This window comes from Nostoc sp. (genome assembly GCF_036917655.1).
Lineage (GTDB): Bacteria > Cyanobacteriota > Cyanobacteriia > Cyanobacteriales > Nostocaceae > Nostoc.
The window spans coordinates 1-26,159 of record NZ_JBALCY010000063.1 but is presented as its reverse complement, the minus strand read 5'-3'; the positions used below and the strand labels follow the sequence as shown (position 1 = coordinate 26,159).

Sequence of the window (26,159 nt, the reverse complement as noted above, 5' to 3'; positions counted from 1 at the left end):
ATTACCCAGCTTAAGTACTCTACACTCATTAGTACATCGTTATACAGCCTGTTGACGATACCACTCAATGGTGTTCTTTAGCCCTTGCTCAAAGCTCACCTGAGCCGTGAAATTAAAGGCTTGCCTTGCCCTTTCAGTATCTAAACAACGGCGGGGTTGACCATTAGGATTGTCAGTTTGCCAGACAATTTCACCCTTAAACTCCATCAATTCGCAGATTAGAGTTACTAAATTAAGGATGGAGATTTCATTACCTGTTCCCAAGTTAACTGGTTCTGATTCGTTATAGAATTGAGTCCCCATAACAATCCCCCGCGCTGCATCTTCTGAATACAGAAACTCACGGGTGGGACTGCCATCACCCCAAACTGGAAGTTGCTTTTCTCCCTTAATTTGAGCTTCGTGAACTTTGCGAACTAACGCTGGAATCACGTGGGAACTTCCTGGGTCAAAATTATCTTCTGGACCATATAAATTTACTGGCAGTAGGTAAATCCCATTAAAACCGTACTGCTGGCGGTAAGATTGCAATTGGACTAAAAGTGCTTTTTTAGCAATTCCGTAGGGGGCGTTGGTTTCCTCTGGGTAGCCATTCCAAAGATCATCTTCTTTAAATGGCACTGGGGTAAATTTAGGATAGGCGCAGATTGTGCCAACACATACGAATTTTTGTATTCCAGCTTGATAGGCAGCGTGAATTAGCTGGGTTCCCATGATCAAGTTATCGTAGAACAACTCTGCGGGTTTTTCGCGGTTCAGACCGATGCCACCGACATGGGCTGCTAGGTGAATAATTATGTCTTGCTGGTCAACTGCACGTTGGCTATTTTCCCAAACACGTAGATCGCAATCGCGCGATCGCACTATTGTAATCTTCTCACGAGCAGCCCCTGCTTTACACAATTGATCGATCACCTGACGACCTAGAAACCCCGACCCACCAGTGACGAGAATGCGTTGATTTTTTAGCTCTAAGGCGGTCATATTTTTATCCTCTGTGGTGCGAATCAGAAGTGCAAAGCGCCCAGTTCTTGACGAATAGTCGCAATATCATGTGGAAATTGCGAGCCATTTCCATTGGGTGAAGTGTGACCCAACGCTTGTAAATCTGCTTCTACCATTAGGGAAACTAGTTCTTCAAAGGTTACTGATGTTGTCCAGCCCAACTTCTGCCGTGCTTTGGTAGAATCGCCAATCAACAACTCTACCTCAGATGGACGGAGGTAACGCTCATCAAACTCTACATAATCTTGCCAATTGAGATTCACATAACTAAATGCCAGTTCCAAAAACTCCCGCACCGAGTGAGTTTCACCAGTAGAAATTACGTAATCTTCTGGCTGTTCTTTCTGTAACATCAACCACATGGCTTTGACGTAATCTTTCGCATAGCCCCAATCTCGCTTGGCATCTAGATTACCCATGTAAATTTTTTTCTGTTTCCCAGCAACAATCCCAGCCACTGCTCTAGTAATTTTGCGGGTTACAAAAGTTTCACCCCGTCGTGGTGACTCGTGGTTAAAAAGTATGCCATTACAAGCAAACAAACCATAAGACTCACGATAATTTACAGTTTGCCAGTGGGCGTAAACTTTCGCACAGGCATAGGGACTGCGCGGATAAAAGGGCGTTGTCTCAGTTTGAGGTACTGCTTGTACTAAACCGTACATTTCTGAAGAACCCGCCTGGTAAAATCGCACCTGAATTCCGGTACGCTGTTGGTAGTCTCGAATTGCTTCCAACAGACGCAGCGTCCCCATTCCGACAGTATCCACCGTATATTCTGGTGAATCAAAGCTGACTCTGACATGGGATTGAGCGCCGAGGTTATAAATCTCTACTGGCTTGACATCTTCTAAAATACGCCGCAAGGTTGTACCATCTGTCAAGTCACCATAGTGCAGAAATAACCGCACTCCCTCTTTGTGGGGGTCTTCGTAAATGTGATCGATGCGGTCTGTGTTGAAGGTAGAAGTTCTGCGAATAATGCCATGAACCTCATAACCTTTTTCCAGCAAAAACTCAGTTAGATATGAACCATCTTGACCAGTAATACCAGTAATTAACGCTCGCTTTTCTTGCGTCATGCTCAATTATCCTTTATTGTCTTTGATTAAAAAGTTACAGGCAATCTGATACAACCTAGCAGCTAATTGCCGAATTGCCTAATGGGAAACCTACGAGTTATTGTGGTTATGATACTTTCTCCGTAAATAAATATACTTACATAAAAAGGAATTTAACACGTAAACCAACATTAGATAGATGAAGATTGTTTAATTATGTATATTTTTTTGGATAAAGATTCTTTTTATGTATGTTGTTTTTTGTGAAAACTTTATATATCTCTGGTTTTGTGAAGACTGAATTAAATAGATTTGAAATTAAACTTATGGCAAAAATCCGAATATGAGCAAAACGAACCCAAAATCCACACTTCAAAGAGGTCTGAGCTAAGTAGAAAGGCACAAATATATAGGACTCATATTTGATTGCGTGAAAAAACTCAGTACAACTCAAAGATGCTTCTTCCCTACTCCCCACTCCCAGCCTACGCAAATAATTTCAGAAATCAAATCGGATTGCTATAGATAACTATAAGAAAGATGAACAGTCAGTTTTACAGGTAGAATTTGGTACTTAGGGGCATTAACTGCCCCACAGAACCAACCCTAAGTAGTTACTCAGTATGCCCCGTTATTTTTGGGCAGAATGACTATATCAACAGTTTTCAAGATAATCCATAAATCAAGCCATAAATTCCTAAATTTGACATAATGCAGGTCTATTTGGACTCGCCGAGGGTAGGGAATGTCATTACGCCCAGACACCTGCCACAATCCAGTAATTCCTGGACGGATTGTTAAAATCTCATCAATGTGACAACCGTATTTTGGCAGTTCCTCTGCTACTAAGGGTCGGGGGCCGACTACACTCATGTCCCCTTTTAAAACGTTCCAGAACTGGGGAAATTCGTCTAAGCTGGTAATTCGCAAAAATCGACCAATTTTGGTAATCCGGGGATCTTGTTTCAGCTTAAAACTGCTCTCAAATTCTTGTCGCAACTGGGGGGATGTTTCCATCATTTGCACGAGGATTTCGTCCGCATTGCTCACCATTGTTCGGAATTTAATACAATTAAACGCTTTGTAATTTTTCCCTACCCGTTCGTGGACATAAAAAATTGGACCTTCTGAGCTGAAAGCAATCAGCAAGACCAAGATTAAGTAGACGGGGAAGAACAAAATTAACACTGACAGCGAAAACACTATATCGAACAGTCGCTTGGCAAACTCTCCGTTTAAACCCTGAAAAGAGAAACCTTTGGGTTTAACTTTTGGGGTCTTTGTTTTTTGACCGCGTTTTAAGAAAGTACGCGTAGACGCTCTAGTGTCTTGCCGTAGGCCTCGCTTGCCGGAGAGGAGTGAGCTCTGGGCAGTCATCATACTCCTTAATAATCCACACCACACATAGTCCCAATATTAAAGCCAAAATGAGGTGCTTCTGGGGGGAAATTGCCAAAAGCCTAAAAAAATAAGAGATTAACCAAGACCATCATTGCAAAAATGGTCTTTTTTCGTTGCATTTGTTTACAAAATCTAGATAACGCTCTGCAAAGATTTGCGGTGAAAACTGCGCGGCGTGCGATCGCATATACTCGGAACTGAATGAACCCTCATACATTTCAAACTTTTCTACTGCCTCCACCAAAGCTGCCTCTGTTTGCGTCCTGAAAAATATACCTGTCCCTGTATCCACATCAGAGCGGATATCTCGCACCGTTTCTAGAGCACCCCCGGCACCGTAGGCAATCACTGGCGTGCCACAGGCCTGTGCTTCCACTAGGGCAATACCAAAATCTTCACAAGCTGCATATACAAACGCCTTAGCCCTAGACATATATTTTTTTACCACATTATCGGGTTGCCATCCCAGTATTTGGATATTGGAGTTTGCCATCTCACGAATCTTTTTCATTTCATCTCCTGTACCAATGACTACTAGTGGTCGTTTTAGTTGATTAAAAGCCTTGACAATCAACGATATTTGCTTATAACTCACTAACCGGGAAACTGTCAGGTAAAAGTCCTCTTTCTCAGACAGAAATGGAAATTCCGCAATATTCACTGGTGGGTAAATGACTGTTGCTTCTCGCCGATAGCAACGCCAAATCCGCCGAGCTGTATGCTGCGAGTTGGCAATGAAGTAATCAACGCGATTGGCACTCAATACATCCCACTGGCGCAAACGATGTAATAAATATCGCGTCACCCACCCAGGTAAACCACTACCCATTTTGCTCTGGCGCAGATAATCAAAGGTTAAGTCCCAGGCATAGCGCATAGGGCTGTGGCAGTAGCAAATATGCATCTGTTCGGGAGTGGTAAGGATTCCTTTGGCAACAGCGTGAGATGAAGACAGAATTACGTCATAATGGCGCAAATCAAGTTGTTCGATTGCCAAAGGCCACAAAGGCAAGTATTTTTGTATACCGTTGCGGGCATAGGGAAAGTTCTGGAGAAACGTTTTGCCAATCTGACGCTTGTATAGATAACTTTCTCTATTGCTGGATTCAAAATCGATCAGAGCATACAAATCAGCATCAATGTGATTCAAAATTTCTCGGACAACGAGTTCTGAACCACCGGTGGCTTTGGGTGTCAGCCACTCATGAACCAGAGCATATTTCAAGGGCACAGCTAACTTGAATAAATGGAAAATACAAAGGCCAACTTGATGACGTTAACTGAAAAGTTTCCCCTTGTGATTAATTAACGGGAAGCGCACCAGGTTAGCACATAAGACGCAATCTTTCCTTCAGAGGTTCCAGATGGATGATAACCTCAGAGTGGGGAATGGGGAATGGGGAGTGGGGAGTGGGCACTTGTACTGAGCGAACGCGAGTGCGTCTCGTAGACAAGCCGTTGGCGCAGCCTCTCCAAGAGTTGTATTGGGCATTATTATTCTTCCCCTACTCCCTACTCCCTACTCCCTACTCCCCACTCCCTACTCCTTTGACGACAACTGATATAGAAAGGGTGAATTTATGCGAATTCTGATTATGGGTGGTACTCGGTTCATTGGTGTCTATTTAACTCAATTACTAGTAGAACAAGGACATGAGGTGATGCTGTTCAATCGTGGAAATCGGCCAGCACCTTCTTTACAGGGAGTAGGACAAATTATAGGCGATCGCACGGATGCTACTCAATTAAAAGCAAAATTATCGCCAGAAAATTTTGATGTCATTTTTGACAATAATGGACGGGAACTTACTGATACTCAACCATTAGCAGAGATTTTTCAAGGCCGGGTGCAACATTTTGTGTATATGAGTTCTGCGGGGGTGTATCTCAAATCTGACCAACTGCCCCACACAGAAGGTGATCCAGTAGATCCCAAAAGTCGCCATAAGGGTAAACATGAAACAGAAGCTTACCTGACTCAATTGGGATTGCCTTTTACTTCTATTCGTCCTACTTATATTTACGGGCCTCGTAATTATAATGAGTTGGAAGGCTGGTTTTTTGACAGAATTGTGCGCGATCGCCCGATTCCCATCCCTGGAAATGGTTTGCATATCACACAGCTAGGTCATGTAAAAGACTTAGCAAAAGCTTTGACTCAGGTTTTGGGCAATAAACAAGCAATCGGACAGATTTATAATATATCTGGCGATCGCTTTGTCACTTTTGATGGTTTAGCCCGTGCTAGTGCTGTAGCGGCTGGCAAATCACCCGATGCTGTAAAAATCGTCCATTACGACCCGAAAAAGTTTGATTTCGGCAAGCGCAAAGCTTTTCCGATGCGGGTGCAGCATTTCTTTGCTTCGGTGAACAAAGCGCAAACAGAATTAAACTGGCAACCTGAATATGATTTAATTTCTGGGTTACAAGACTCCTTGGAAAATGATTATCTGGCTAATGCAAAAGACAAAGCCGAAGTAGATTTTTCTGTAGATGAGGAGATTTTACAAGCTGTTTAATAACAAGATTCCCGACTTTTTAAATAAGTAGGGAATCTGAGCCTTAGCCAAAAGAAAGAGTCTTTTATTTTACCTGGAAAAGACGCAATCCATCGTGTCTTTAATTTTTACTTGAATATAAATTAAGATTTTTTCTGTTGTCTATTGGTAAGGCAGACGTTTTTTAACGCATTGCGTCAATTTCACTGAAATTACTTTCTGTAAATGGTGTTGTTAGTTGATAAAATGAACAAGTTGCAATATCCACTCCACAATGTTCTAGAAGTGCGTGCCCGCTTAGGTGAAGGCCCCATCTGGGACTCTAGCCAAAACCTACTGTATTGGGTCGATATTTATAACCATCGGGTGCATCAGTTCAATCCTGCCACGGGGGAAAACAGCTTTTTTGATGTGGGAGATGTCGTAGGCGCGATCGCTACAGCAGGTGCAGATAGATTAATTATGGCGCTGCGTCATCACCTGGCATTCCTCAGCACTCAGACAGGTGTAGTTACCCCAATTTTGGAAATTGAAGGAAATCTACCAAAAAACCGTCTCAATGAGGGTAAATGCGACTCTCAAGGCCGCTTTTGGTTCGGTTCAACGTGTTCTTTAGAAAAACCCCAGGCTAGCCTATATCGCTATGACACTGATGGTTCATTGCATGTCATGGAAACAGGATTGACTATCTCTAATGGTCTGGGGTGGAGTCCTGACGAAAAAACGTTTTACTTGACAGATTCCCCTCACCAAAAAATATACGCTTACGACTTTAATTCAGTAACAGGAAATATTAGTAATCGTCGGATTTTTGTTGATTTAACTAATGAATCCTTCTACCCAGATGGGTTGACAATAGACAGTGAAGGATATATCTGGTCAGCTATGTGGGATGGATGGTGTGTGATTCGTTTCAACCCCAAGGGTGAAGAGATATTGCGGATAAAGCTACCTGTGCAATTGCCAACTAGCTGTACTTTTGGGGGCGAGGATTTGCAAACACTTTACATTACCACTGCTTCAGTTGGACTCAGCCAAGCAGAGATCGAAAAAAGTTTCTACTCTGGTGATTTGTTTGCTCTCCAAACTGATATTACTGGATTACCTAATTATGATTTTTAGCAAATATACCCGGCGATTATAAATCGCGGCTACACAAACTAAGTCCGCCTACGCGGACTCCAGGGATTTGAAACCCACCTCCGTGGGTTTTGTCTGTATAGCCGCGATTTATAATCGCCAGGGTAGGCGTGTTTTTACACTCATTGACATGCTCCCTATTTATTCTCTCCAAAGTGCCACTTGCTGTTTGAGTTCTCTCATATCTAAATAATCGCTAGCAAAAGCTTTTCGTAAAAGTGGATGAGGAATAAATTGATCATACTTTTGAATTTCTGGTGCTTCTGAAGTACTGAGTAAATCTTCTGGGCTAATTCTTTGCTCACACAATGAAGCAATTTCACGATAAAGATATTTAAATTTATCCTTGCCTAATTTAATTGTGAAATAATAGGGATTTAATCCGCCAATACTTGTAATTTCCAACGATTCTCGACAGTACGAGTTTAGTAATCTTTCTAAAGTGCGATAAGCAACCGTACCCATCCAGGGAAAAATGCAGCATTTACCTTTTTCAAATTGCAAGATATTTTTTTTATCTAATCCAACCTGCTGCACTAATTGGCGAACTTTACGTAAACGTTGCAAAGCATTTTTCTGCAAGTAGCTATACTCGATATTTTCAAATAAAACCTGTTGCATTCGTTGCAAAACTTTGGTATGAATAGTGCCACTACCACCACGCCAATAAATACTAGCTTTACCCTCGGCTTGTTTAACAAAAATAGCCTTCTTTTTAAAGTCAACTTCTATGACTTCCCAAGTTCTACCAGCTAAAGCAAATTGATTGCCAACAGCAGGCGGCGTGACGATACTGCCAATTTCCGTTGCACCTTGTTTAACAATATATTCTTGTTGTTCAGCAAAGACAGCATAAAACTGAAATTTTCTCACAATCTTTTCTCCTGCCAAACCCAAGATTAATTTACCTTGTTCAGTATGCTGAATATGACCAATATCAATTAAATAGCGGAGCAATAGTTGGAAATCCTCTTTGGAAATAGCAGCAAAGGGCGGCAGACTAAAAATTTGTTTAGCTAGGGCATTAGGTGAAATTTCCCCCGTTGCTGTTAAAATACTCATTGTTTGGTGATAAAGCAAACTCAAAGGATATTTAATCGGTCTGATTGGTTCAATCCATTGATCCTCTAAATAAAGTTGAATGATAGCAATAGACTGCAAAAGTTGCCAGGGTATTTGTTCTGGTAGAGAAGCTTCTAATAATGGTTTCTCTTCAGCGCAGATAAAGCGCATATCGGCAGCTTCACCTCTCCTGCCACTGCGTCCTAAACGCTGTAAAAAGCTAGCTACAGATAAGGGTGATTCTAACTGAATAACTCGCTCTAAATGACCAATATCTATACCTAATTCTAAAGTCAGAGTGGCGGCAGTAACAGCTGGATTGTTAGGTTCACGCATCGCATTCTCAGCAAATTGCCGCAAGCTAGCAGATATACTCCCATGATGCACATGATATATATCTGGTAGTCCTTGTGCTGTGGCAATTTGTCGCAAAGATGCTATTACAGATTCAGTCCGCGTCCGATTATTAGCAAATATCAGGCATTTGCGAGATTTGCTAAGGTTGAAAATATATTGTTCATCATCTGTTGTCTCTGATTGATCTAGTTCATCAGTAATATAAAAATGTTCTACAGCTAGTTTGATTTGGCGTTTTATCCCGTCAGTTTGCGGTGTAATCACTGGCTTATCTGTTCCAGAACGCAACCACTCTTCAGCTATTGAGTAATCACCAAGAGTTGCCGATAAACCAATACGGCGCGGTTGTTTTTGCGTCAACTTTGCTAAACGTTGTAATTGGCAAATAATTTGACAACCGCGTTCTGAACCCATAAAGGCGTGAATTTCATCAATGATCACAAATCTTAAATCACCAAATAAACGCAGGAGGTCGTTATTTTTGTTGATTAACAAACTTTCTAGAGATTCTGGTGTAATTTGGAGAATGCCTTGAGGATTCTTTAAAAGCTTGTTTTTTCGAGTTTGAGAAACGTCACCGTGCCAGTGCCAAACTGGAATATCTGCTTCTTTGAGTAAGTCGTTGAGGCGCTCAAATTGATCATTAATTAAAGCTTTGATGGGACTAATATATAATGCCCCGATAGTTGCAGCCGGGTTAGCATGTAATAGAGTCAAAACTGGCAGAAAGGCTGCTTCTGTTTTACCCGCAGCAGTTGCAGCAGTAACTAGCAAGTGAGCATCGGTGTCAAATATAACTTGACAAGCGGCAATTTGGACTGGTCGTAATTCAGTCCACTGGTGATGATAAATATATTCTTGGATGAAGGGTGCAAGTCGGCTAAAGGCATCGCTCATGTTTTTTATGAATAATTAGTAATAGGTAATGAATTGACTACTAAATTATTACTGATTATTTATTACATCGATAAAGTTGAAATAATATCATATTATGGCGGTTGCCAGATGCATGAAGTACATATCAAAACCTCACCCCCAACCCCTCTTCTTATTAAGGAGAGGGGAGATGAAGCACAGCTTTATCGGGGTGAAGTTAACAGTACCTGACTAGATTAGAAAACGCTATAAGCGAGGTGAGCATTGTGGATTTTTAAAAATTTTGTCGATTTTTCCTCCTATTGACTCAAGGCAGATTAACATCTGTCAGTCAAACTGAAGTAATAGGGGTAAGTATATAATCAGGCAAAAACCATGAAGAAGTATAAGGAAATTTTACGTGTCATCCTTGCTATATCCATTATTGTGGTTGGAGTGACACACTTTGTTATTCCAGAACCGTATGTCAAAATTATGCCACCGCAACTTCCTTACCCTTTAGGGTTAGTTTATCTCAGTGGGTTTTATGAAGTTTTGGGTGGTATCGGGTTATTAGTCCCGCCTGTAAGTCAAGCTGCTGCTTGGGGACTTATTGCTCTTTTTATTGCTGTTTTCCCTGCCAATATCAACATGGCAGTTAATCATATTCAGTTAGAACATATACCAAACTCACCTTGGGTACACGTAGTTAGACTTCCCTTTCAAGCAGTTTTAATTGCTTGGGCTTGGTGGTACACAAAATCTTCTGATTCGGAAAAACAAGCTTCTATCATTCCTAAGTCACTCATTCCCAAAGAACTAAAATTGAAATGAGTGCGTTTTTTATATCTGAATCATGCGCGTTGCAATTTTGTTTAGGATAACACTCTCGTTAGCAATAAGCATTGCAGGAGTTGCCGTTCCGGTGACTCAAGCCGTGCAGCTCAGAGATGGTATAGTCTACTTTGTCCAACCGCCGAAACTTGTTAAAGCGACAACTACTTACAAAGATGTGAATGTTTGGGGCGCGACTTATTATTTTACTATCAACCTGCCGGAGAATGCTGGAGAATCCCTCCAGAAGGTAACGATCGCACAGAGGGAGGGAGTAGAAAACATCGACTACAATCTTAATGATACCCGTGCATTTGTGGGAACAAGCGATGCCTACGGCGGGCTACGCCTACGCAAAGAATCTCGGCTAACACTAGGCTCAGTAACAAACGAACGCGAGACACGAACAGTTACTGTGAACTTTAACCCGCCTGTGACTCCAGGACAGACAATTACAATCGCCCTCCGCCCTGTGAGTAATCCCAGCTTTTCTGGTGTCTACTTGTTGGGTGTGACAGCGTTCCCGGTGGGTGAAAAATCCCACGGTCAATTTCTCGGCTTTGGACGGTTTCAGTTCTACAGCAATAGAAGTAACTGGTGGTTTCCATAAGCACCACTATCTCAATGCTATGAACAACACAAGTTTATGTGGTAACGACAGCTTGTTGTAAAATTGCGATCGCTTCATTGATAACCTATACGACACGCGATCGCAAAACTTTAGAATAGCTCTATATCGAAAAAGTAGAATTAGTGCGCGTATAAGGAAAGTGTTTTTATGAGCATCCCACTTTTAGACCAGCCTATAGAAGAAAAATTGGTAACTCTCAAGGATGTTTCTTGGGAGCAATTCAAAGGGATTGAGGCACAACTTCAAGACAACCGCAATGTCAGACTGTCTTATTTGTCAGGAATCTTAGAAATTATGTCGCCCATTGGAGATAAACATGAAAAAGTGAAAAGTACTGTTGGCTTGCTACTAGAAACTTACATGAAAGAGTTGGGCATCCGGTTTTACAGACGTGGTGGTTTCACTTTAGAAGAACCTGGCTATGCTTCTGGTACGCCAGATGAATCTTACAGCATTGGCACAGAAAAAGAAGTTCCTGACATTGTGATTGAAATTATTGTTACTAGTGGAAGCATTAACAGGAAGGAGTTATACAAACCTAAAAAAGTGCCGGAAGTTTGGTTTTGGAAATCTAATGAAATAAAAATATTCCGTTTTACCGAGAGTGGCGAGTATGAAGAAGTAAAGCGGAGTGGGTTTTTTCCAAATTTAGACCCCGCTTTACTGCTGCGTTATATCGCAATGTCTGACCAGTACGATGCTGTTGTTGAATTTGAGCAGGCACTCCGAAATCAATAATATTTATCTCCAGATTATTGATAAGTTTAAAATAAATCCTGGTAAAACATCTTCTCCTGATAATTCTTGTGGAGATGCTAATATTTCCACTGGTTGACCAAGACGATAGATTTCTACTTGACGCGTTTTTGGATTAATTAACCAACCTAATTTGACTCCATTATCGATATATTCCTGCATTTTCTCTTGGGTTTCTCGCAAAGTATCGCTGGGTGACATTAACTCTAAAACAAAATCTGGTGCGATCGGCGGGAACTTTTCTTTTTGTTCGGATGTGAGTGCATCCCATCGATCTTTTTTTATCCAAGCAACATCAGGAGAACGGTTTGCACCATTAGGAAGTTTAAAGCAGGTGGAAGAGTCGAAGCCAACTCCTAACTGAGTTTGGCGATTCCAAATCACAAAATCTGCCGTCATTTCAAAATTACGATTTCCAGTTTCTCCGCCTGTAGGTGGCATTATTAGTAGTTTTCCCTCTGCATTGCGTTCAAATTTAACTTCAGGGTTTTCCCGACAGAGTTGATAAAATTGGTTGTCGGTGAGTTGGATGATGGGATTTAAGTTGACGGTAATAGCTGTCATAAATTAATATTTATCTCCAGATTATTGATAAATTTAAAATAAACCCTGCTAAAACATCTTCTCCTGATAATTGTTGTGGAGATGTTAATATTTCCACTGGTTGACCAAGACGATAGATTTCTACTTGACGCATTTTCGGACTAATTAACCAACCTAATTTGACTTCGTTATCGATATATTCCTGCATTTTCTCTTGCGTTTCTCGCAAAGTATCGCTGACTGACATTAACTCTAAAACAAAATCTGGTGCGATCGCTGGGAACTTTTCTTGTTCTTCGGGTGTAAGTGCATTCCATCGATCTTGTCTAATCCAAGCGACATCAGGAGAACGGTTTGCACCATTGGGAAGTTTAAAGCAGGTGGAAGAATCAAAGCAAACTCCTAGTTGAGTTTGACGATTCCAAATCACAAAATCTGCTGCAATTTCAATATTACGATTTCCAGTTTCTCCGCCTGTGGGTGGCATTATTAGTAGTTTTCCCTCTGCATTGCGTTCAAATTTAACTTCAGGGTTTTCCCGACAGAGTTGATAAAATTGGTTGTCGGTGAGTTGGATGATGGGGTTTAAGTTGACGGTAATAGCTGTCATGGGGATTATAGCAATCCGATTTGATTTCTGAAATTATTTGCGTAGGCTGGGAGTAGGGAGTAGGGAGTGGGGAGTAGGGAAGAAGCCTCTTTGAGTTGTACTGAGTTTTTTCAAAAATCAAATATGAGTCCTATATCTTGGGAATGACATCAACTATGGAAAAATCAGTTATTTGGGAAAAGATAGAGTTTTTGAGCCAGTATAGTGGCTTTTTCCTAATCTTTAATAAATTTTACTAACTAAGTCAAATAACCTGCTTTAATACAAAATAGCCACTGTATCGCATACCTGCTATGTCCGCCGACTATCTGACACCAGAACAACGTGCATTCATATCCCGATATCGAGAAAAATGGCAACACATTGGGCTATCCACTGAACGCATTAACCAGCAACACGCTACAGATGCAGTTCGAGCAATATATACTGCACTCGAACTCACCGAACCTGAAATAATTATCGTTGATAGCCCTAACACTGCGTTCGAGTACATCTGGAATTTGCTCAAAGTTAATTCCCACACAATCCTGGGTGATGCCATAGATAGTTCCTATTGGAGCAGAATCTACAGTAATTTGCAATCAGATTTGCTCGTGCGATTACCCGGCGATTTACAAACAAATTTACATTCGTTGTTTGACAATCATCTGGCAAAAGAGTATGCCAATTTACTGCAAAGACAGCAGTAGCACAGACCAATTTTATCAAGACATCCTGGCAATGAATTTCAGAGTCAAGCGATCGCTCTTTGATGCCATTTTTTCAGATTAGATGCAGAGTTCACAGAAGTAATTTCAGGGTTCACAGAAGTAACTTCAGGGTTGACAGAAGTAACTTCAGGGTTGACAGAAGTAACTTCAGGGTTGACAGAAGTAGCTTCAAGGTTGACAGAAGTAGCTTCAGGGTTTGTTTTTGTCTGCTGCGATCGCTTAATTATAAAAACTCATTGCCAGCAAAGCAAGCTCCGATAAAGAGCGATCGCTCTGCTTGCTCTGACAAATAAATCTTTTTGTTTTGCCCACAGACGCAAAGAAGACCGCAAAACAACTACTTTTAGTCGAATAATATTGTTGCTGGCAAAATTTCTATTAAGCTGTTGCGTATTTAATTTGTATACGCGACGCGGGCAAGATGCCCGCACTACAATAATTTTACGTTTTCGTATTATACAATTTAGCTGCACATCAGCTTATCATTCCAACTCTTAATGAAGCAGGGAATATCAAAGAGGCAATTGCAACTACTCAACCCAATACAAATATAGAAGTAATCATAGTAGATAGTGGCTCCAAAGATGACACCATAGAAATAGCCAAGTGTTTAAGTGTCAAAGTTATCTCATCATCACCCGGTCGGGCTGTGCAAATGAACGCGGGTGCTGTAGCTGCTAGCGGTGATATTCTATTATTTCTCCATGCAGATACCCGTTTACCAACTGGGTTTGATGACATGATTCGCACGGCGCTACAACAGCCGGGGATTGTCGCTGGTGCGTTTAACTTGCGGATTGATGCATCACTTTTAAGTTTACGATGGGTAGAGTGGGGAGTAAATGTGCGATGCCTACGGCGGGCTGCGCCTACGCATTTTTGGCAAATGCCCTATGGCGACCAAGCAATTTTTTTAACAAAAAAAGTATTTCAGCAAATTGGCGGTTTCCCCTGACAGGCGGCTTGAGACGCACGTGGGCGAACAAACCTTTGAACACTTTCACTGAAGCAATAGATGCTTTTAGAACAGCTATGTCTTTTCGATTTTTTGACTGGCTGATCGTTCATCGTGACGTGTTTGCTGCTTATAAAGCCAGTTTGGGCTTTATTTGGGCATAATTTTTGTCTAAGTCCCAATAACAAAAAATTTGCCGCCATTGACCAAGCTGTTGGTAGAGAAGGGTTAAAAATTGTCCTGTTAACGCCACTGTCCCCCATATTTCCTTTCAATTTATTGAATTACGCTTTTGGAATGACACAGGTTTCTCTCAAAGACTATATATTGGGTTCCTTCGGCATGATTCCCGGAACCATTATGTACGTTTATATTGGTTCACTTGCACGTAATCTTGCCATGATTGGTATTGAGCCTCAACACCCAACTTTACAATGGGCAATTCGGATGTTGGGTTTGATTGCGACAGTGGCTGTAACAGTTTATGTTACCCGGATTGCACGCAAAGCTTTAGAAGAGAAATTGTAGGGGCGTATAGCTAGCTGTAGTCTATTCAACTGCAAATTGCTGTAAATGATCGATTGCTGAAATGTTTATACAGGAAAGCTTCAATAGTATCTGTCAATTCCCAAACGGACAAAACAATTCAAAGGCTGTATTCCTTATTAAACAAGCATAAAAAATAAAAGACTGAGCCGCCTAAATTTATCGGGATTCTTAATTTTGAATTCCCCCAAAAGGCAGTTGAATTTAGTATTTTCAATTCTTAAAAGAGGTTTCGCCAATGTCCAATTCAGATTTAGAGAGAGTCACAGTTCGCCCAATGGATGAGTATAACCAAAAGTTGGTGTCTTACGTCCATCCGCCAAATTGGGTTAATCCTCAACCCGCCGATGTTTACGATTTGGTAGTAATTGGTGCTGGTACAGCGGGATTAGTAGTGGCGGCGGGTGCGGCGGGTCTGGATTTGGGTTTAAAAGTGGCGTTAATTGAAAAGCATCTCATGGGTGGAGATTGCTTAAATGTTGGTTGCGTACCATCTAAAACTATTATTCGGTCTGCCCGCGTTGTTGGCGAAATCTGGGATGCTAAAGACTTGGGAGTTAATATTCCCCAACATAATATTGATGTTGATTTTCCCAAAGTTATGGCAAGGATGCGGCGGGTAAGGGCTGATATCAGCCATAACGACTCGGCGGAGCGGTTTCAAAACTTGGGTGTCGATGTCTTTTTCGGTAGCGGTCGATTTGCGAGTAAAAATACCGTGGAAGTTGGCGACAAAATCCTCCGATTTAAAAAAGCTGTAATTGCTACTGGCGCAAGAGCTGCACAACTGTCGATTCCGGGAATTGAAAAGGCGGGTTATCTAACTAATGAGACGGTTTTTTCGCTGATTCAACGACCGGAACGTTTAGCGGTAATTGGTGGCGGCCCCATTGGTTGCGAATTGGCGCAAGCTTTCCGCCGCTTGGGTTGTGAGGTGGTACTTTTCCATAGCGGTTCTCATCTTCTGAATAAAGAAGACGCTGACGCGGCTGAAATTTTCCAAAAGGTTTTGATTAGGGAAGGAATTCGCGTGGTACTGAATTCCAAGTTGGAAGAAGTGGTAACTGTTACTGAGGGGAAACGGCTTTACTTTTCCTCCAATGGTCATCGAGATTCGGTGACAGTAGATGAAATTTTAGTCGGTGCGGGGCGATCGCCAAATGTGGAAGGTTTGAATTTAGAATCAGTGGGGGTGGAATACGACAACCGCCAAGGTGTAGGTGTAAAGGTAAATGATTACCTCCAGACGACGAATCCCAAAATTTATGCAGCTGGCGATATCTGCATGAACTGGAAGTTTACCCATGCTGCTGATGCAGCAGCGCGGATTGTGATTAAAAATACACTGTTTTCTCCCTTTGGCTTCGGACGCTCTAAACTCAGTAATCTGGTGATGCCTTGGGTAACTTATACTGACCCAGAAATTGCCCATGTCGGGTTATACGAACACGAGGCGCAGAAATTGGGTATTGAGGTGACGACAATCAAGATAGCTTTTAGTAGTGTAGATCGAGCGATCGCAGATGGTGAAGAGTCAGGATTTCTCAAAATCCACCATAAAAAAGGGTCTGATGAAATTCTCGGTGCAACTATTGTCGCCAGTAACGCGGGTGAGATGATATCACTTGTGACTACGGCAATGGTGAATAAGATCGGTTTGAGCAAGTTAAGCAGTGTGATTCATCCTTATCCGACTCAAGCCGAAGCTATTAAAAAAGCAGCTGATGCTTATCGCCGTACACTCCTGACATCAAATACCAAAAAATTGTTGGGATTTCTGACAAAGTTATCTTGACCAAAATCAGTGAACAGTCAGACAACTGTTCACTGATAACTGATAACTGTTATGTCATGTTATCTCTAAACAGGTCGGAAGCGATCAATCTCGCCTCCTGTAAAGTTTGCGTAGTACAGATTACCATCCTGTCCAGTGCTGATTTGTGTAGTTACCCCTAGATTAGGTCTGTCTACCTGGGAAGCAAACCGCTTAACTGAGACAACTTTGCCCTCACTATTCAATGTCAAAGCATCAATGGTTCCTTGACTGAAATCACCAACGAATAAGGCACCTTGATAGATTGAAGGGAAAGTACTGCCTGTGTAAAAGTCACCCATGACGATGGAATTGGAACCAAAATGCTTGTAGGTATAAATTGGTGCTGTGACATCTGTGCCACTACTATAGAAGGCTTTCGCTTCGTCTAGGTTAGCATAGCTTGGTTGTTTCAGGTTGACGATATTGCCATTTGCATCAAGGCCACCTTCATAGAACGGCCAGCCAAAGTCAGCTCCTGGTTTTCCGACATTGACCTCTTCGTAAGTAGCAAAGCCAACATCACCAATATACGGGGTATTAGTCTTCTTATCAATTGTGAAGCGGAAGGGGTTACGCAGACCCAAGTCATAGACCTTGGAACTATTGCTGTTGGGGTCGTTAGTAAGTTTGTAGAAAGGATTACTTGATAAACCATCACCAGTAATCGGGTCAATCCGCAGGATCTTGCCGGACAGACTACTGACATCCTGAACGCGAACTGCTCGCGGGTCTATCCCATTGTAGGAAGTACCATCTCCTAAGCTAACAAACAAAGAACCATCGGTACCAAAGCGCACAGAACCAACTGAGTGAGATTCACTATCATTGGCTATAAAATCCTGAACATTTTGGACTTTATTGAGATTATTGAGATAATCCTGCAAGCTGGTAAAAGGCTTACCAGTATCTTTGTTGAGAATTCCTGATGGTGCATAGTTAAGTGAGATATTTGTGCTATTTCCATCTGGGTGGCTGATATACTGCCAAGTGCCATTTTTGCCTAGCAGCACAACTTCGCTGCCAGCAATAGCAGTAGTGTAATTAGTCTTGGGATCAGCTGTCACCCGAATTAGCCGAGCAGTCCGATTCCCATTCTGGTCAGGATCGTCCAATGTGCTATTGGGATTGTTCTTAGGATTGTTTGGATTGGTTTCTGGTGGATCGTAGGTAAACAACAGGTAAACATAGTTGTTGCCGTTTGGATTTTTGCCAAAATCTGGATGTACGGCAATGCCTAACAGACCGCGATCGCGCGTATCATTTACCTCTCCAGAAATATCGATAAATGGTGTTGATAATAAGGTGCCGTTATTCAACACTCGCACTACCCCATCTTTCTGGGCAATGAACATGCGCTTACCGTCAGATGTCCAGTCAAAAGCTGTGGGTTGAGTCAAACCAGAAGCTACCGTCTCTAAAGCAAAGTTACCAGGGTCATTATCGATAATAGTGATAGTTGTCTGTTGAGTATTTAGTTGCACTCCAACTGCGTTACTGAACTTCAAATTAAATGTTTCATCTGGCTCCCCAACAGTGTCATTTATAATGGGGATAACAATGGTCTTGCTGGCTTGTCCTGCCGCAAAGGCCAGGGTTCCAGATACAGCCTGGTAATCAGATCCGGCTTTAGCAGTCCCATCCTGGGTTATGTAGTTTAGACTAGCAGCCCCCAAAGTGTTACCCCGTGTAACTGTCACCGTAGCAGTACCGTCACCCTCATTAACTACTGGCTGAGTGAAGTCCAGACCAGAGCGATCGTTATCTTGAATCGTAATTCCGAGAGTTCTTTGGAGTCCTAGTGTTGCCCCCTGTGCCTGATCAATGACAAAATTAAAGGTTTCATCTGGTTCTGGTAAGGAATCGTCATTGATCGGAATGGATACCTGTCTGCTACTTTGTCCCGGCGCAAAAATAAGTGTTCCAGCGCTTTCGGTGCCTTCACTTCCGTAGTCAACTCCTGCTGTGGCAGTACCAGCTATGGTTGCATACTTGATTGAAGATGTGCTGCTTAAATCGCCATTTCTGAGCAAAGTTACGGTAACACTACCACTACCTTCGTTCACAGTTGTGGAAGATGATCCTAAGGTGATGCTGGTCTGAAGAGCGGGTGAATACAGTTGGGACTGAGGAATGATTTCCTTTGCCTGAGAGGAGCTTGACCAAGCCAATTCAGAAACGGCAGAGAAGGTATTTTCGTAGTACTCAAGTTTAATATCGTACTTCTGACCTGCAACCAGTGCGATTGAGCCACTGTCTTCTCTAGCAGAGTGATCAACAAACTGATTGATGATTTGTTGACCATTCACCCACAGTCGCACACCATCATCACTAGTGGTGTAAAATTTGTAAGTTTCGCTGTACTTGGCTTGCACCTGACCTGTCCAACGCGCTGAGAAGGTATCTGCACCTATGGACGGATCTGGAGAACCAGCGCCCCAGTTAAAGTTCACCGTTGGATCTGTGCGAGTTTGCTTCAGGTTGGTGAAGTCTATGTTGTCGTAGTACTCTGCTGTGAGTCCGTTGCCATTAGCAGGTATGTTAACATTACTATACAGTTGGGACTGAGGAATGATTTCCTTTGTCTGAGAGGAGCTTGACCAAGCCAATTCAGAAACGGCAGAGAAGGTATTTTCGTAGTACTCAAGTTTAATATCGTACTTCTGACCTGCAACCAGTGCGATTGAGCCACTGTCTTCTCTAGCAGAGTGATCAACAAACTGATTGATGATTTGTTGACCATTCACCCACAGTCGCACACCATCATCACTAGTGGTGTAAAATTTGTAAGTTTCGCTGTACTTGGCTTGCACCTGACCTGTCCAACGCGCTGAGAAGGTATCTGCACCGATGGACGGATCTGGAGAACCAGCACCCCAGTTAAAGTTCACCGTTGGATCTGTGCGAGTTACCTTCAGGTTGGTAAAGTTGATGTTGTCATAGTACTCTGCTTTGAGTCCATCTCCCTGAGAAAGCAGGCTGCTACTAGTCCGAGCGGAAATACTGGATTGTCCCTGACCAATGCTTTCTAGAGATGATTGAGCACCAATTACTGGACTTGCAGATGTTGATAACTGTTGATTAAGACCTTGATTTGGTGAATTATTCATTGAGATATATGCCTCACAATAGTGCTCAAACTAATTCCATAATTAATGTTACAGAATCAGTTTTATCTTAAATTTTTCCAACAAAAAATACCTAATAATGCGATTTTTAAATATATTGATAATCTCATGATTATTTGCCTATCAATATATTTATTGATGTTGATACAAATTATTTCTTTTATCTATGATCCTTTGCTCATCTGCTTTACTACTGTGCTACCTATTTGTATGAACGTTATTAAAAAAAGAGCATGAAAGAATACATTTTTCTATATCTTCTCCGAAAGGAGACATCTAGAAAAACGTGTATAACAAGAAATACTAGAGATTACTTTAAGGGTTTATTAGTCCTTATGAATCTTTGTTTTCTTTCAACAAATTTTCGAGTTTTTGATGCATGTAAATTCAGTTTGGTGAATTTAATCAAAAATTATAAATCATCATTATTGAGAGCTTCTAATCTCACTTATGTGCAGGTGCATCAACTTTGAGGTGAAGCAACACCCAATCAGGGCAAATACATACTTAAGTAGTTAAAAATGAGAATTTTACATATTTTTATTTAAGGATTATTTTTAGATTAATCAACTACACATTTGACACTAGAACACGGTGTTATGTCTATCTTCTTTGTGGAACTTTGTTTAAACATTCACATTGATATATACCTTTTTAAAGGAATATGGAAGTTTCGATGAACTTTAAATAAAAATTACCAACACAATGGATAATCTCATGTTTTTTATCCACATATATATTAGATATATAAAAGTTATATAAAGATTTTTTTTATATTTAAAGATTTGAAAAAGTATTATTTATCTATACTGCATCTTGACTGTCAATTCATATCTTTGTTACAAGAACCAGCAGAGATATAGTACTAACCTAAAGTCAGTGGAGCAAAAAGTTTTACAAAAGCCTTACCAGTCATGCATTTAAATTAGGAAACACAATCTGCTGCAATTAAGAGATTATCGTACTTTTCGAGTAACCCTTTTGTAGGTGGACTATCCAGCGATCGCTACGCGACAGCTTCTCAACTCTTGGAGAGGGTGCGCCAATGAGACGCCCAAGGGACGCTGAACGCAAGGAATTATCAGCGTCTGAAACCGTTACTCTTTCGTTAATTTACAAAAGTTTCCAATTTACTCAAAGTCGGAAAAATTACAATTTTAGAAGAAGTTGCCAGATTAATCCAAAGATATGACTTTCTGGCTGTGCTTGTGGTAGATCGAAAACAGCGTCTAGTAAGTATTGTTACGGTGGATGATCTGATTGATATTCTGCAACAGTAAACCACCGAGGATATCTATACCTTGGGTGGTGGTGTGCAGTCGGGGGACGACAACTATTTTCAGATAAATTTACTGGAAATTGCTCGGAAGCGGGTTGTGTGGTTATTGGTCTTATACCATTTCACGAAAACCTTGATACACATAAATTTATCGTAGGGGCATGGCATTGCCCATGCGTGTCAACTTAAGCTAATATCCCTATAAAACCTCGTTTACAGCCTCTGGCTGGAAATCCTCCTCATTGCGGCTCTGCCGCAAGTCAGGGAGGCGGCAGCCCCAAAATAGGCGTTCCCAGTCGGAAACTGGGAAGGAGGTAAACGAGGTAATGTCTCAAAGCATTCTCGCTTACTAGCTTTCACTTTAAGTTGACACCAATGGGCATTGCCATGCCCTTACCAACGTATTTGTATCATTATTAAAGTGAAATGGTATTACTTATAACCAATACCATCACAGGAAGAATTATTAAGTCGCAAGAAGGTATTTTGGCAAAAGTGGTGACACTGACTGCGTTTACCCCCTTGTTGAATTGGTACTGGTGGTAACGTAGGCGCTCAATCTTCCACAGTGGTGATTCGCGGAATGAACACCGATGAAATCCGATCGCTTGGCGCATAGCAGTTAATCGGTCGGGAGGCGATGTCTGACGACAAGCCGCTTTGCGTCTACGCTGAGGCATTATTGGGAGGAATGTTAGGTGCGATCGCTACTGTCTGGGCTTATTTTCTGCAAGGACAATTAGAAGTAGCGATCGCTGTAGGCACTAGTCTGGTAGCTATTTCTATTTTAGCTTCTATCTCCGGTTCAGTACTGCCGTTTCTATTTCGCTACCTCCGTTTAGATCCGGCATTAATGTCAACACCATTCATCACTACAGCAGTTGATGTCGTGGACGTTTTGATTTACTTCAATTTGGCGCGGGTAATTTTAAAGTTATGAGTCATGAGTTGTGAGTTATGAGCTAAAAATTTCTTTAATTCAAAACTCCTCACTTCTCACTGCTCTTTTTTACAATTCTGATTCTGTCTTTGGAGCAACAATTTCGCCAGTACCCAATTCCAGTATCATGTCCTGATCAGTAATCAATCCGCTGAGTTCCTTCACTTGTAAATTCATTTCTTCACAAGCTTGTCTAAGTTCTCTGGCAAATTTGTTGAGGTCTTGACCATAGCCACATTGATAAGCAGCAGTTTCAATTCCTTGTTTGGCATTTGCTCTAGCACAATCTACTAGTTCCGTGCCATGCAGTGGTGTTGGAGATGCCATAGACGTAGTTATGATTTCTTAAATGTTTGCTGCTAGATAGATTATCAATATTTCAACATTGACTCATCCCTCTAATGGAAGACAATTAGGGTAGAGTTAGGAGTTAATAGTTAGGAGTTAGGAGTTCAAAATTTATAATTTTAAACTTCAAACTCTGGTAAATTTAGTTTTTGAATTTTGGATTGAAGGAAAAATATAAAATTCAAAATTCAATGACTTCCAACTCTTAACTCCTAACTTCTAACTATTTTAGTTAGCCATTAACTACTTCTCCACCATTGACATGTAACACTTGTCCAGAGACATAAGAAGCATCATCAGAGGCTAAATATACATAGCTAGGAGCAACTTCTTCTGGTTGTCCAGCTCGTTGCATTGGTACTTGTTTACCAAAAGTTTCCACTTTCTCTTCGGGAAAAGTTGAGGGAATTAAAGGTGTCCAAATTGGCCCTGGTGCAACAGCATTAACGCGAATTCCTTTTGAAACCAAATTTTGTGATAAGGAGCGAGTAAAGGCAACGATCGCACCTTTTGTAGACGAGTAATCTAGTAGTTGTGGGCTACCTTTATAAGCTGTTACCGATGTGGTATTGATGATAGAACTGCCTGCTTTTAAATGCTTGAGTGCAGCTTTCGTCATGAAAAACATCGAGAATATATTAGTGCGGAAAGTGCGCTCTAGTTGCTCTTTGGTGATTTCTTCGATACTTTCTTGAGGATGTTGTTCGGCGGCGTTGTTAATGAGAATATCGAGTTTGCCAAACTCACCAACTGTTTGTTGTATAGCTTGCTGACAAAAAGTTTCATCACCAATGTCACCTGCAATCGTTACTGCACGACGCCCTTGTTTTTCTACCAAATGTTTTGTTTCTTTGGCATCATCGTGTTCATTGAGGTAAAGGATCGCCACATCTGCACCTTCTTTAGCAAATGCGATCGCTACAGCACGACCAATACCACTATCTGCACCCGTAATCAATGCTACTTTATCTTGTAACTTGCCACTACCCCGATACTGGTCATCATCTGCTTTGGGTTTTGGCGTCATTTCTGATTCAACACCTGGTGCTTCTTGCTGCTGTGGCGGTTGTAATTTTTGCTCTTTTTTCTCTTTTTGCTCTTTTGATTTAGCCATAGGTTTTCTCTTGGTAATTGAATTTTGAATGTAATTAAGTATTGGGCATTTGAGTTAGGGCAGAGGTGACAGGTAATAAAGAATAATCTTTCTTCTGTAACCTGTACCCTATTCCCTTCTTCTGTCCCCAATCTCCATTTTCAAAAGCAAACCTTGGATCGAAAATTCAACCCAAGGTTTATTTTTTGCTTTGGCTCCCACTAACCATTTGCAATTTTAAGCCTTTATACCCGGATGCTCGCCAAACAAACGTACTTATTACTGGCAACTGTACGCGGCTGATATTATTTATCCTCGCACCAGACACACGCTATTCACCTGACCACCAAAAACAAGTACACAACTCTCATGTGATCAAGGATTTATCCTTTTCATCTGCTTTAAAGTTAACTATTATGTTGCTGTAGTTTATCGCTCCCTGGAGGTAAAGTCAGCTGGAATTTGCTCAACCTTTAGACTGAAAATAAATTAAGTAACTATTATTTCCTTAATTAGTTGAGTATGATATCTTCTGGCTCAAGAATCATACCATTTTCAATAAATGATGAAAATATACATTTCTACTTTCTCTCTTTGTGGTTGCAAAAATACCTACTATCATGCAATCTACTGTCGTTAATATTAATTTAGTCCGATATATGCATAGCTGCTTTCTTGCAGACTAAATTTCTGGCAAAAGTAACTGAATCATAACATCACGGTTATACCTCCAGACTAATCGTCCAAAAGCCTGCGTGGTGCGCTACATTGAAATCATTAGAGGGCAGGGGTTATGGCAATACAAAATATTTCCGAGTTAGAGCAGGTTGAAAAGTTTCGCCACTTGCAATTAACCTTGCGCGATCGCTGGAAAACGATCGAGTTATTTGACAATAGTGAAGCGGATATTTTAATTATTCCCTCCCTGAGTCTCGACCAGCGCGAACTCCAAAAGATCGAAGGCTGCGAACATTATGAAGAAAGATTACTATTTTCCTTAATTCGGTTGCAGAATCCCCGGACTCGGCTGGTTTATGTAACATCAGTACCGCTGCATCCTAGTATCATTGATTATTATCTGCAACTGTTGCCAGGAATTCCCTTTTCTCATGCTCGCAATCGCTTGCTGCTACTTTCTACTTACGATTCCTCTCTTAAGCCTCTGAGCCAAAAGATTTTAGAACGCCCCCGCCTGCTAGAGCGGATTCATCAATCTTTGAGGCTAGACAAATCATTTATGATCTGCTACAACTCTTCGCACTGGGAAGGCGAATTGTCTTTAAAATTAGGTGTACCACTGTATGCTGCTGCACCAGATTTACAAATTTGGGGGACAAAAAGTGGCAGTCGGGAAATCTTCAAGGGAAGCGGAGTACCGCATCCAGATGGCAGCGAAAAAGTTTGGAACCACACAGCTTTGGCAGAAGCTACCAGTGATTTGTGGGAACGACAACCGACATTAAAACGGGTAGTGGTAAAACTCAACGAAGGCATTTCTGGAGAGGGAAATGCATTGCTGGATCTTAGACCGATTGAGAATGTAGCACCCGGCAAAGATACTCATGCCCAAAGGGTAGCAGTACTTAGCGATCGCTTCTCAACAATGCGCTTTCAAGCAAAACTTGAGACTTGGGATAATTTTTCGGGAAGAATCCCTGAGTTGGGAGCGATCGCCGAAGCATTTGTAGAAGGGAAAATTAAGCGATCGCCCAGCGTCCAAGGAAGGATCACACCCAATGGTGAAGTGGAAATCCTTTCAACCCACGACCAAATTCTTGGAGGCCCAGACGGTCAGATTTATCTTGGTTGTCGCTTTCCCGCTGATGAAAGCTATCGATTGCAATTACAGCAATTGGGACTACAAGTTGGTAGAAAGCTAGCAGAAAAAGGCACTTTAGAGCGATTTGGCGTAGATTTTATCGCCGTTGACAAAGGTAACGGAGAGTGGGATATTCAGGCGATCGAAATTAACCTGCGTAAAGGCGGCACAACTCATCCATTCATGACCCTGAAATTGTTAACGAACGGTCGCTATGACCTTTCCACGGGTTTATTTTATAGTCAGCAAGGTCGTCCAAAATACTACATTGCCACTGACAACCTGCAAAAAGAGCGCTATCAGGGATTATTACCTAATGATTTGATGGATATCATCGCTGAACACAGACTACACTTCGACAGCGGTAGTGAAACAGGCACAGTGTTTCATCTTATGGGTTGCCTTTCGCAGTTTGGCAAGTTGGGATTAACCAGCATCGGTGATTCCCCGCAACAAGCACAAGACATTTATAACAAAGTTGTCAAAGTTCTGGATGAAGAAACCCGCAGCGAAAATCACGATTTCTCGGCGTTTTCAGATTATTGCTTTCCCGTGGCTTGGGATGAATTTAGTTAATAAGTGTCGTTTGCAACATGCTTTAACCCCCTTAAAAATGGGGTTAAAGCAGGCGGGGGGATCTTAACCGAACCGGATTGCGATCGCACTGGCTTGGCTATACATATAGCAGTAGCCATATAGGTTAGGACATATAATCTGATTAGCAGTGTTAAATATGTAGCTGAAATCTTTGATCGATATTATGGCTAAACCCTAC

18 protein-coding genes and 5 pseudogenes are annotated in these 26,159 nt (G+C 41.5%); 13 read left to right on the top strand and 10 right to left on the bottom strand.

Annotation, left to right across the window (positions count from 1 at the left end; all coding sequences use genetic code 11):
- Nucleotides 1–39: 39 nt before the first annotated feature.
- The 4 genes from V7K30_RS21375 to V7K30_RS21360 form a co-directional block, all read right to left on the bottom strand.
- Nucleotides 40–984, bottom strand: a complete 945-nt coding sequence (locus tag V7K30_RS21375; protein WP_335002663.1) for a GDP-L-fucose synthase family protein — start codon at nt 982–984, stop codon at nt 40–42.
- A 23-nt stretch (nt 985–1,007) separates the two neighbouring features.
- Nucleotides 1,008–2,087, bottom strand: coding sequence for a GDP-mannose 4,6-dehydratase (gene gmd / locus V7K30_RS21370; protein ID WP_335002661.1), 1,080 nt, complete (start codon nt 2,085–2,087; stop codon nt 1,008–1,010).
- A 597-nt stretch (nt 2,088–2,684) separates the two neighbouring features.
- A complete protein-coding gene (locus V7K30_RS21365) occupies nt 2,685–3,443 on the bottom strand; it encodes a sugar transferase (protein ID WP_335002822.1) in 759 nt (252 codons plus the stop codon).
- A 112-nt stretch (nt 3,444–3,555) separates the two neighbouring features.
- On the bottom strand, nt 3,556–4,698 hold the full coding sequence (locus V7K30_RS21360; RefSeq protein WP_335002659.1) for a glycosyltransferase: 1,143 nt from the start codon (nt 4,696–4,698) through the stop codon (nt 3,556–3,558).
- A 349-nt stretch (nt 4,699–5,047) separates the two neighbouring features.
- Between V7K30_RS21360 and V7K30_RS21355 the strand changes: the two genes are divergently transcribed.
- Nucleotides 5,048–5,986 (top strand): NAD-dependent epimerase/dehydratase family protein, encoded by a 939-nt coding sequence (locus V7K30_RS21355; protein WP_335002657.1) that lies wholly within the window; start codon nt 5,048–5,050, stop codon nt 5,984–5,986.
- Nucleotides 5,987–6,211: 225 nt separating this feature from the next.
- A complete protein-coding gene (locus tag V7K30_RS21350; RefSeq protein ID WP_335002656.1) occupies nt 6,212–7,087 on the top strand; it encodes an SMP-30/gluconolactonase/LRE family protein in 876 nt (291 codons plus the stop codon).
- A 159-nt stretch (nt 7,088–7,246) separates the two neighbouring features.
- Here V7K30_RS21350 and V7K30_RS21345 read toward each other — a convergent pair whose 3' ends face one another.
- On the bottom strand, nt 7,247–9,421 hold the full coding sequence (locus tag V7K30_RS21345; RefSeq protein ID WP_335002654.1) for a DEAD/DEAH box helicase: 2,175 nt from the start codon (nt 9,419–9,421) through the stop codon (nt 7,247–7,249).
- Between the two features lie 354 nt (nt 9,422–9,775).
- Between V7K30_RS21345 and V7K30_RS21340 the strand changes: the two genes are divergently transcribed.
- From V7K30_RS21340 to V7K30_RS21330, 3 genes are all read left to right on the top strand, one after another.
- Nucleotides 9,776–10,213 (top strand): DoxX family protein, encoded by a 438-nt coding sequence (locus V7K30_RS21340; protein WP_335002652.1) that lies wholly within the window; start codon nt 9,776–9,778, stop codon nt 10,211–10,213.
- 22 nt (nt 10,214–10,235) lie between these two features.
- Nucleotides 10,236–10,823 carry a DUF2808 domain-containing protein gene (locus V7K30_RS21335; protein WP_335002650.1) on the top strand — a complete coding sequence of 196 codons (588 nt, stop codon included), beginning with the start codon at nt 10,236–10,238 and terminating at the stop codon, nt 10,821–10,823.
- Nucleotides 10,824–10,991: 168 nt separating this feature from the next.
- Complete coding sequence (locus V7K30_RS21330) at nt 10,992–11,582, top strand: Uma2 family endonuclease (protein ID WP_335002648.1); 591 nt, start codon at nt 10,992–10,994, stop codon at nt 11,580–11,582.
- 3 nt (nt 11,583–11,585) lie between these two features.
- Here V7K30_RS21330 and V7K30_RS21325 read toward each other — a convergent pair whose 3' ends face one another.
- Both V7K30_RS21325 and V7K30_RS21320 read right to left on the bottom strand, forming a co-directional pair.
- Complete coding sequence (locus V7K30_RS21325; protein ID WP_335002646.1) at nt 11,586–12,164, bottom strand: Uma2 family endonuclease; 579 nt, start codon at nt 12,162–12,164, stop codon at nt 11,586–11,588.
- A gap of 10 nt (nt 12,165–12,174) precedes the next feature.
- Nucleotides 12,175–12,753: a Uma2 family endonuclease gene (locus V7K30_RS21320; protein WP_335002644.1), complete on the bottom strand. Its 579-nt coding sequence runs from the start codon at nt 12,751–12,753 to the stop codon at nt 12,175–12,177.
- 293 nt (nt 12,754–13,046) lie between these two features.
- Here V7K30_RS21320 and V7K30_RS21315 point away from each other — a divergent pair, with 293 nt between their 5' ends.
- The 5 genes and pseudogenes from V7K30_RS21315 to V7K30_RS21295 all read left to right on the top strand — a co-directional run bounded on the left by V7K30_RS21315 (nt 13,047) and on the right by V7K30_RS21295 (nt 16,759).
- Nucleotides 13,047–13,442: a hypothetical protein gene (locus V7K30_RS21315; RefSeq protein WP_335002642.1), complete on the top strand. Its 396-nt coding sequence runs from the start codon at nt 13,047–13,049 to the stop codon at nt 13,440–13,442.
- Between the two features lie 502 nt (nt 13,443–13,944).
- A pseudogene (locus V7K30_RS21310) lies at nt 13,945–14,415 on the top strand (TIGR04283 family arsenosugar biosynthesis glycosyltransferase); the annotation flags it as partial.
- Nucleotides 14,415–14,582: pseudogene (locus tag V7K30_RS21305) on the top strand (IS701 family transposase); the annotation flags it as partial. The pseudogenes V7K30_RS21310 and V7K30_RS21305, both read left to right, overlap by 1 nt.
- Before the next feature lie 16 nt (nt 14,583–14,598).
- Nucleotides 14,599–14,946, top strand: a pseudogene (locus V7K30_RS21300) (TVP38/TMEM64 family protein); the annotation flags it as partial.
- Nucleotides 14,947–15,202: 256 nt separating this feature from the next.
- The gene (locus V7K30_RS21295) at nt 15,203–16,759 is read left to right on the top strand and encodes a mercuric reductase (RefSeq protein ID WP_335002640.1); all 1,557 of its coding nucleotides are present in this window, start codon (nt 15,203–15,205) and stop codon (nt 16,757–16,759) included.
- A 65-nt stretch (nt 16,760–16,824) separates the two neighbouring features.
- Here V7K30_RS21295 and V7K30_RS21290 read toward each other — a convergent pair whose 3' ends face one another.
- Nucleotides 16,825–19,887, bottom strand: a complete 3,063-nt coding sequence (locus V7K30_RS21290) for a PA14 domain-containing protein (protein ID WP_335002638.1) — start codon at nt 19,885–19,887, stop codon at nt 16,825–16,827.
- Nucleotides 19,888–21,053: 1,166 nt separating this feature from the next.
- On the opposite strand from V7K30_RS21290, the pseudogene V7K30_RS21285 reads away from it, so the two are divergent.
- Both V7K30_RS21285 and V7K30_RS21280 read left to right on the top strand, forming a co-directional pair.
- Nucleotides 21,054–21,299: pseudogene (locus V7K30_RS21285) on the top strand (CBS domain-containing protein); the annotation flags it as partial.
- A 314-nt stretch (nt 21,300–21,613) separates the two neighbouring features.
- Nucleotides 21,614–22,124: pseudogene (locus tag V7K30_RS21280) on the top strand (magnesium transporter); the annotation flags it as partial.
- Between the two features lie 69 nt (nt 22,125–22,193).
- On the opposite strand, the gene V7K30_RS21275 reads toward V7K30_RS21280, so the two are convergent.
- Entirely contained in the window at nt 22,194–22,451 is a 258-nt protein-coding gene (locus tag V7K30_RS21275) for a hypothetical protein (RefSeq protein ID WP_335002636.1), read from the bottom strand.
- Between the two features lie 253 nt (nt 22,452–22,704).
- Entirely contained in the window at nt 22,705–23,586 is an 882-nt protein-coding gene (locus V7K30_RS21270) for an SDR family oxidoreductase (RefSeq protein ID WP_335002634.1), read from the bottom strand.
- Nucleotides 23,587–24,358: 772 nt separating this feature from the next.
- Between V7K30_RS21270 and V7K30_RS21265 the strand changes: the two genes are divergently transcribed.
- Nucleotides 24,359–25,960, top strand: coding sequence for a peptide ligase PGM1-related protein (locus V7K30_RS21265; RefSeq protein ID WP_335002632.1), 1,602 nt, complete (start codon nt 24,359–24,361; stop codon nt 25,958–25,960).
- Nucleotides 25,961–26,159: the final 199 nt, after the last annotated feature.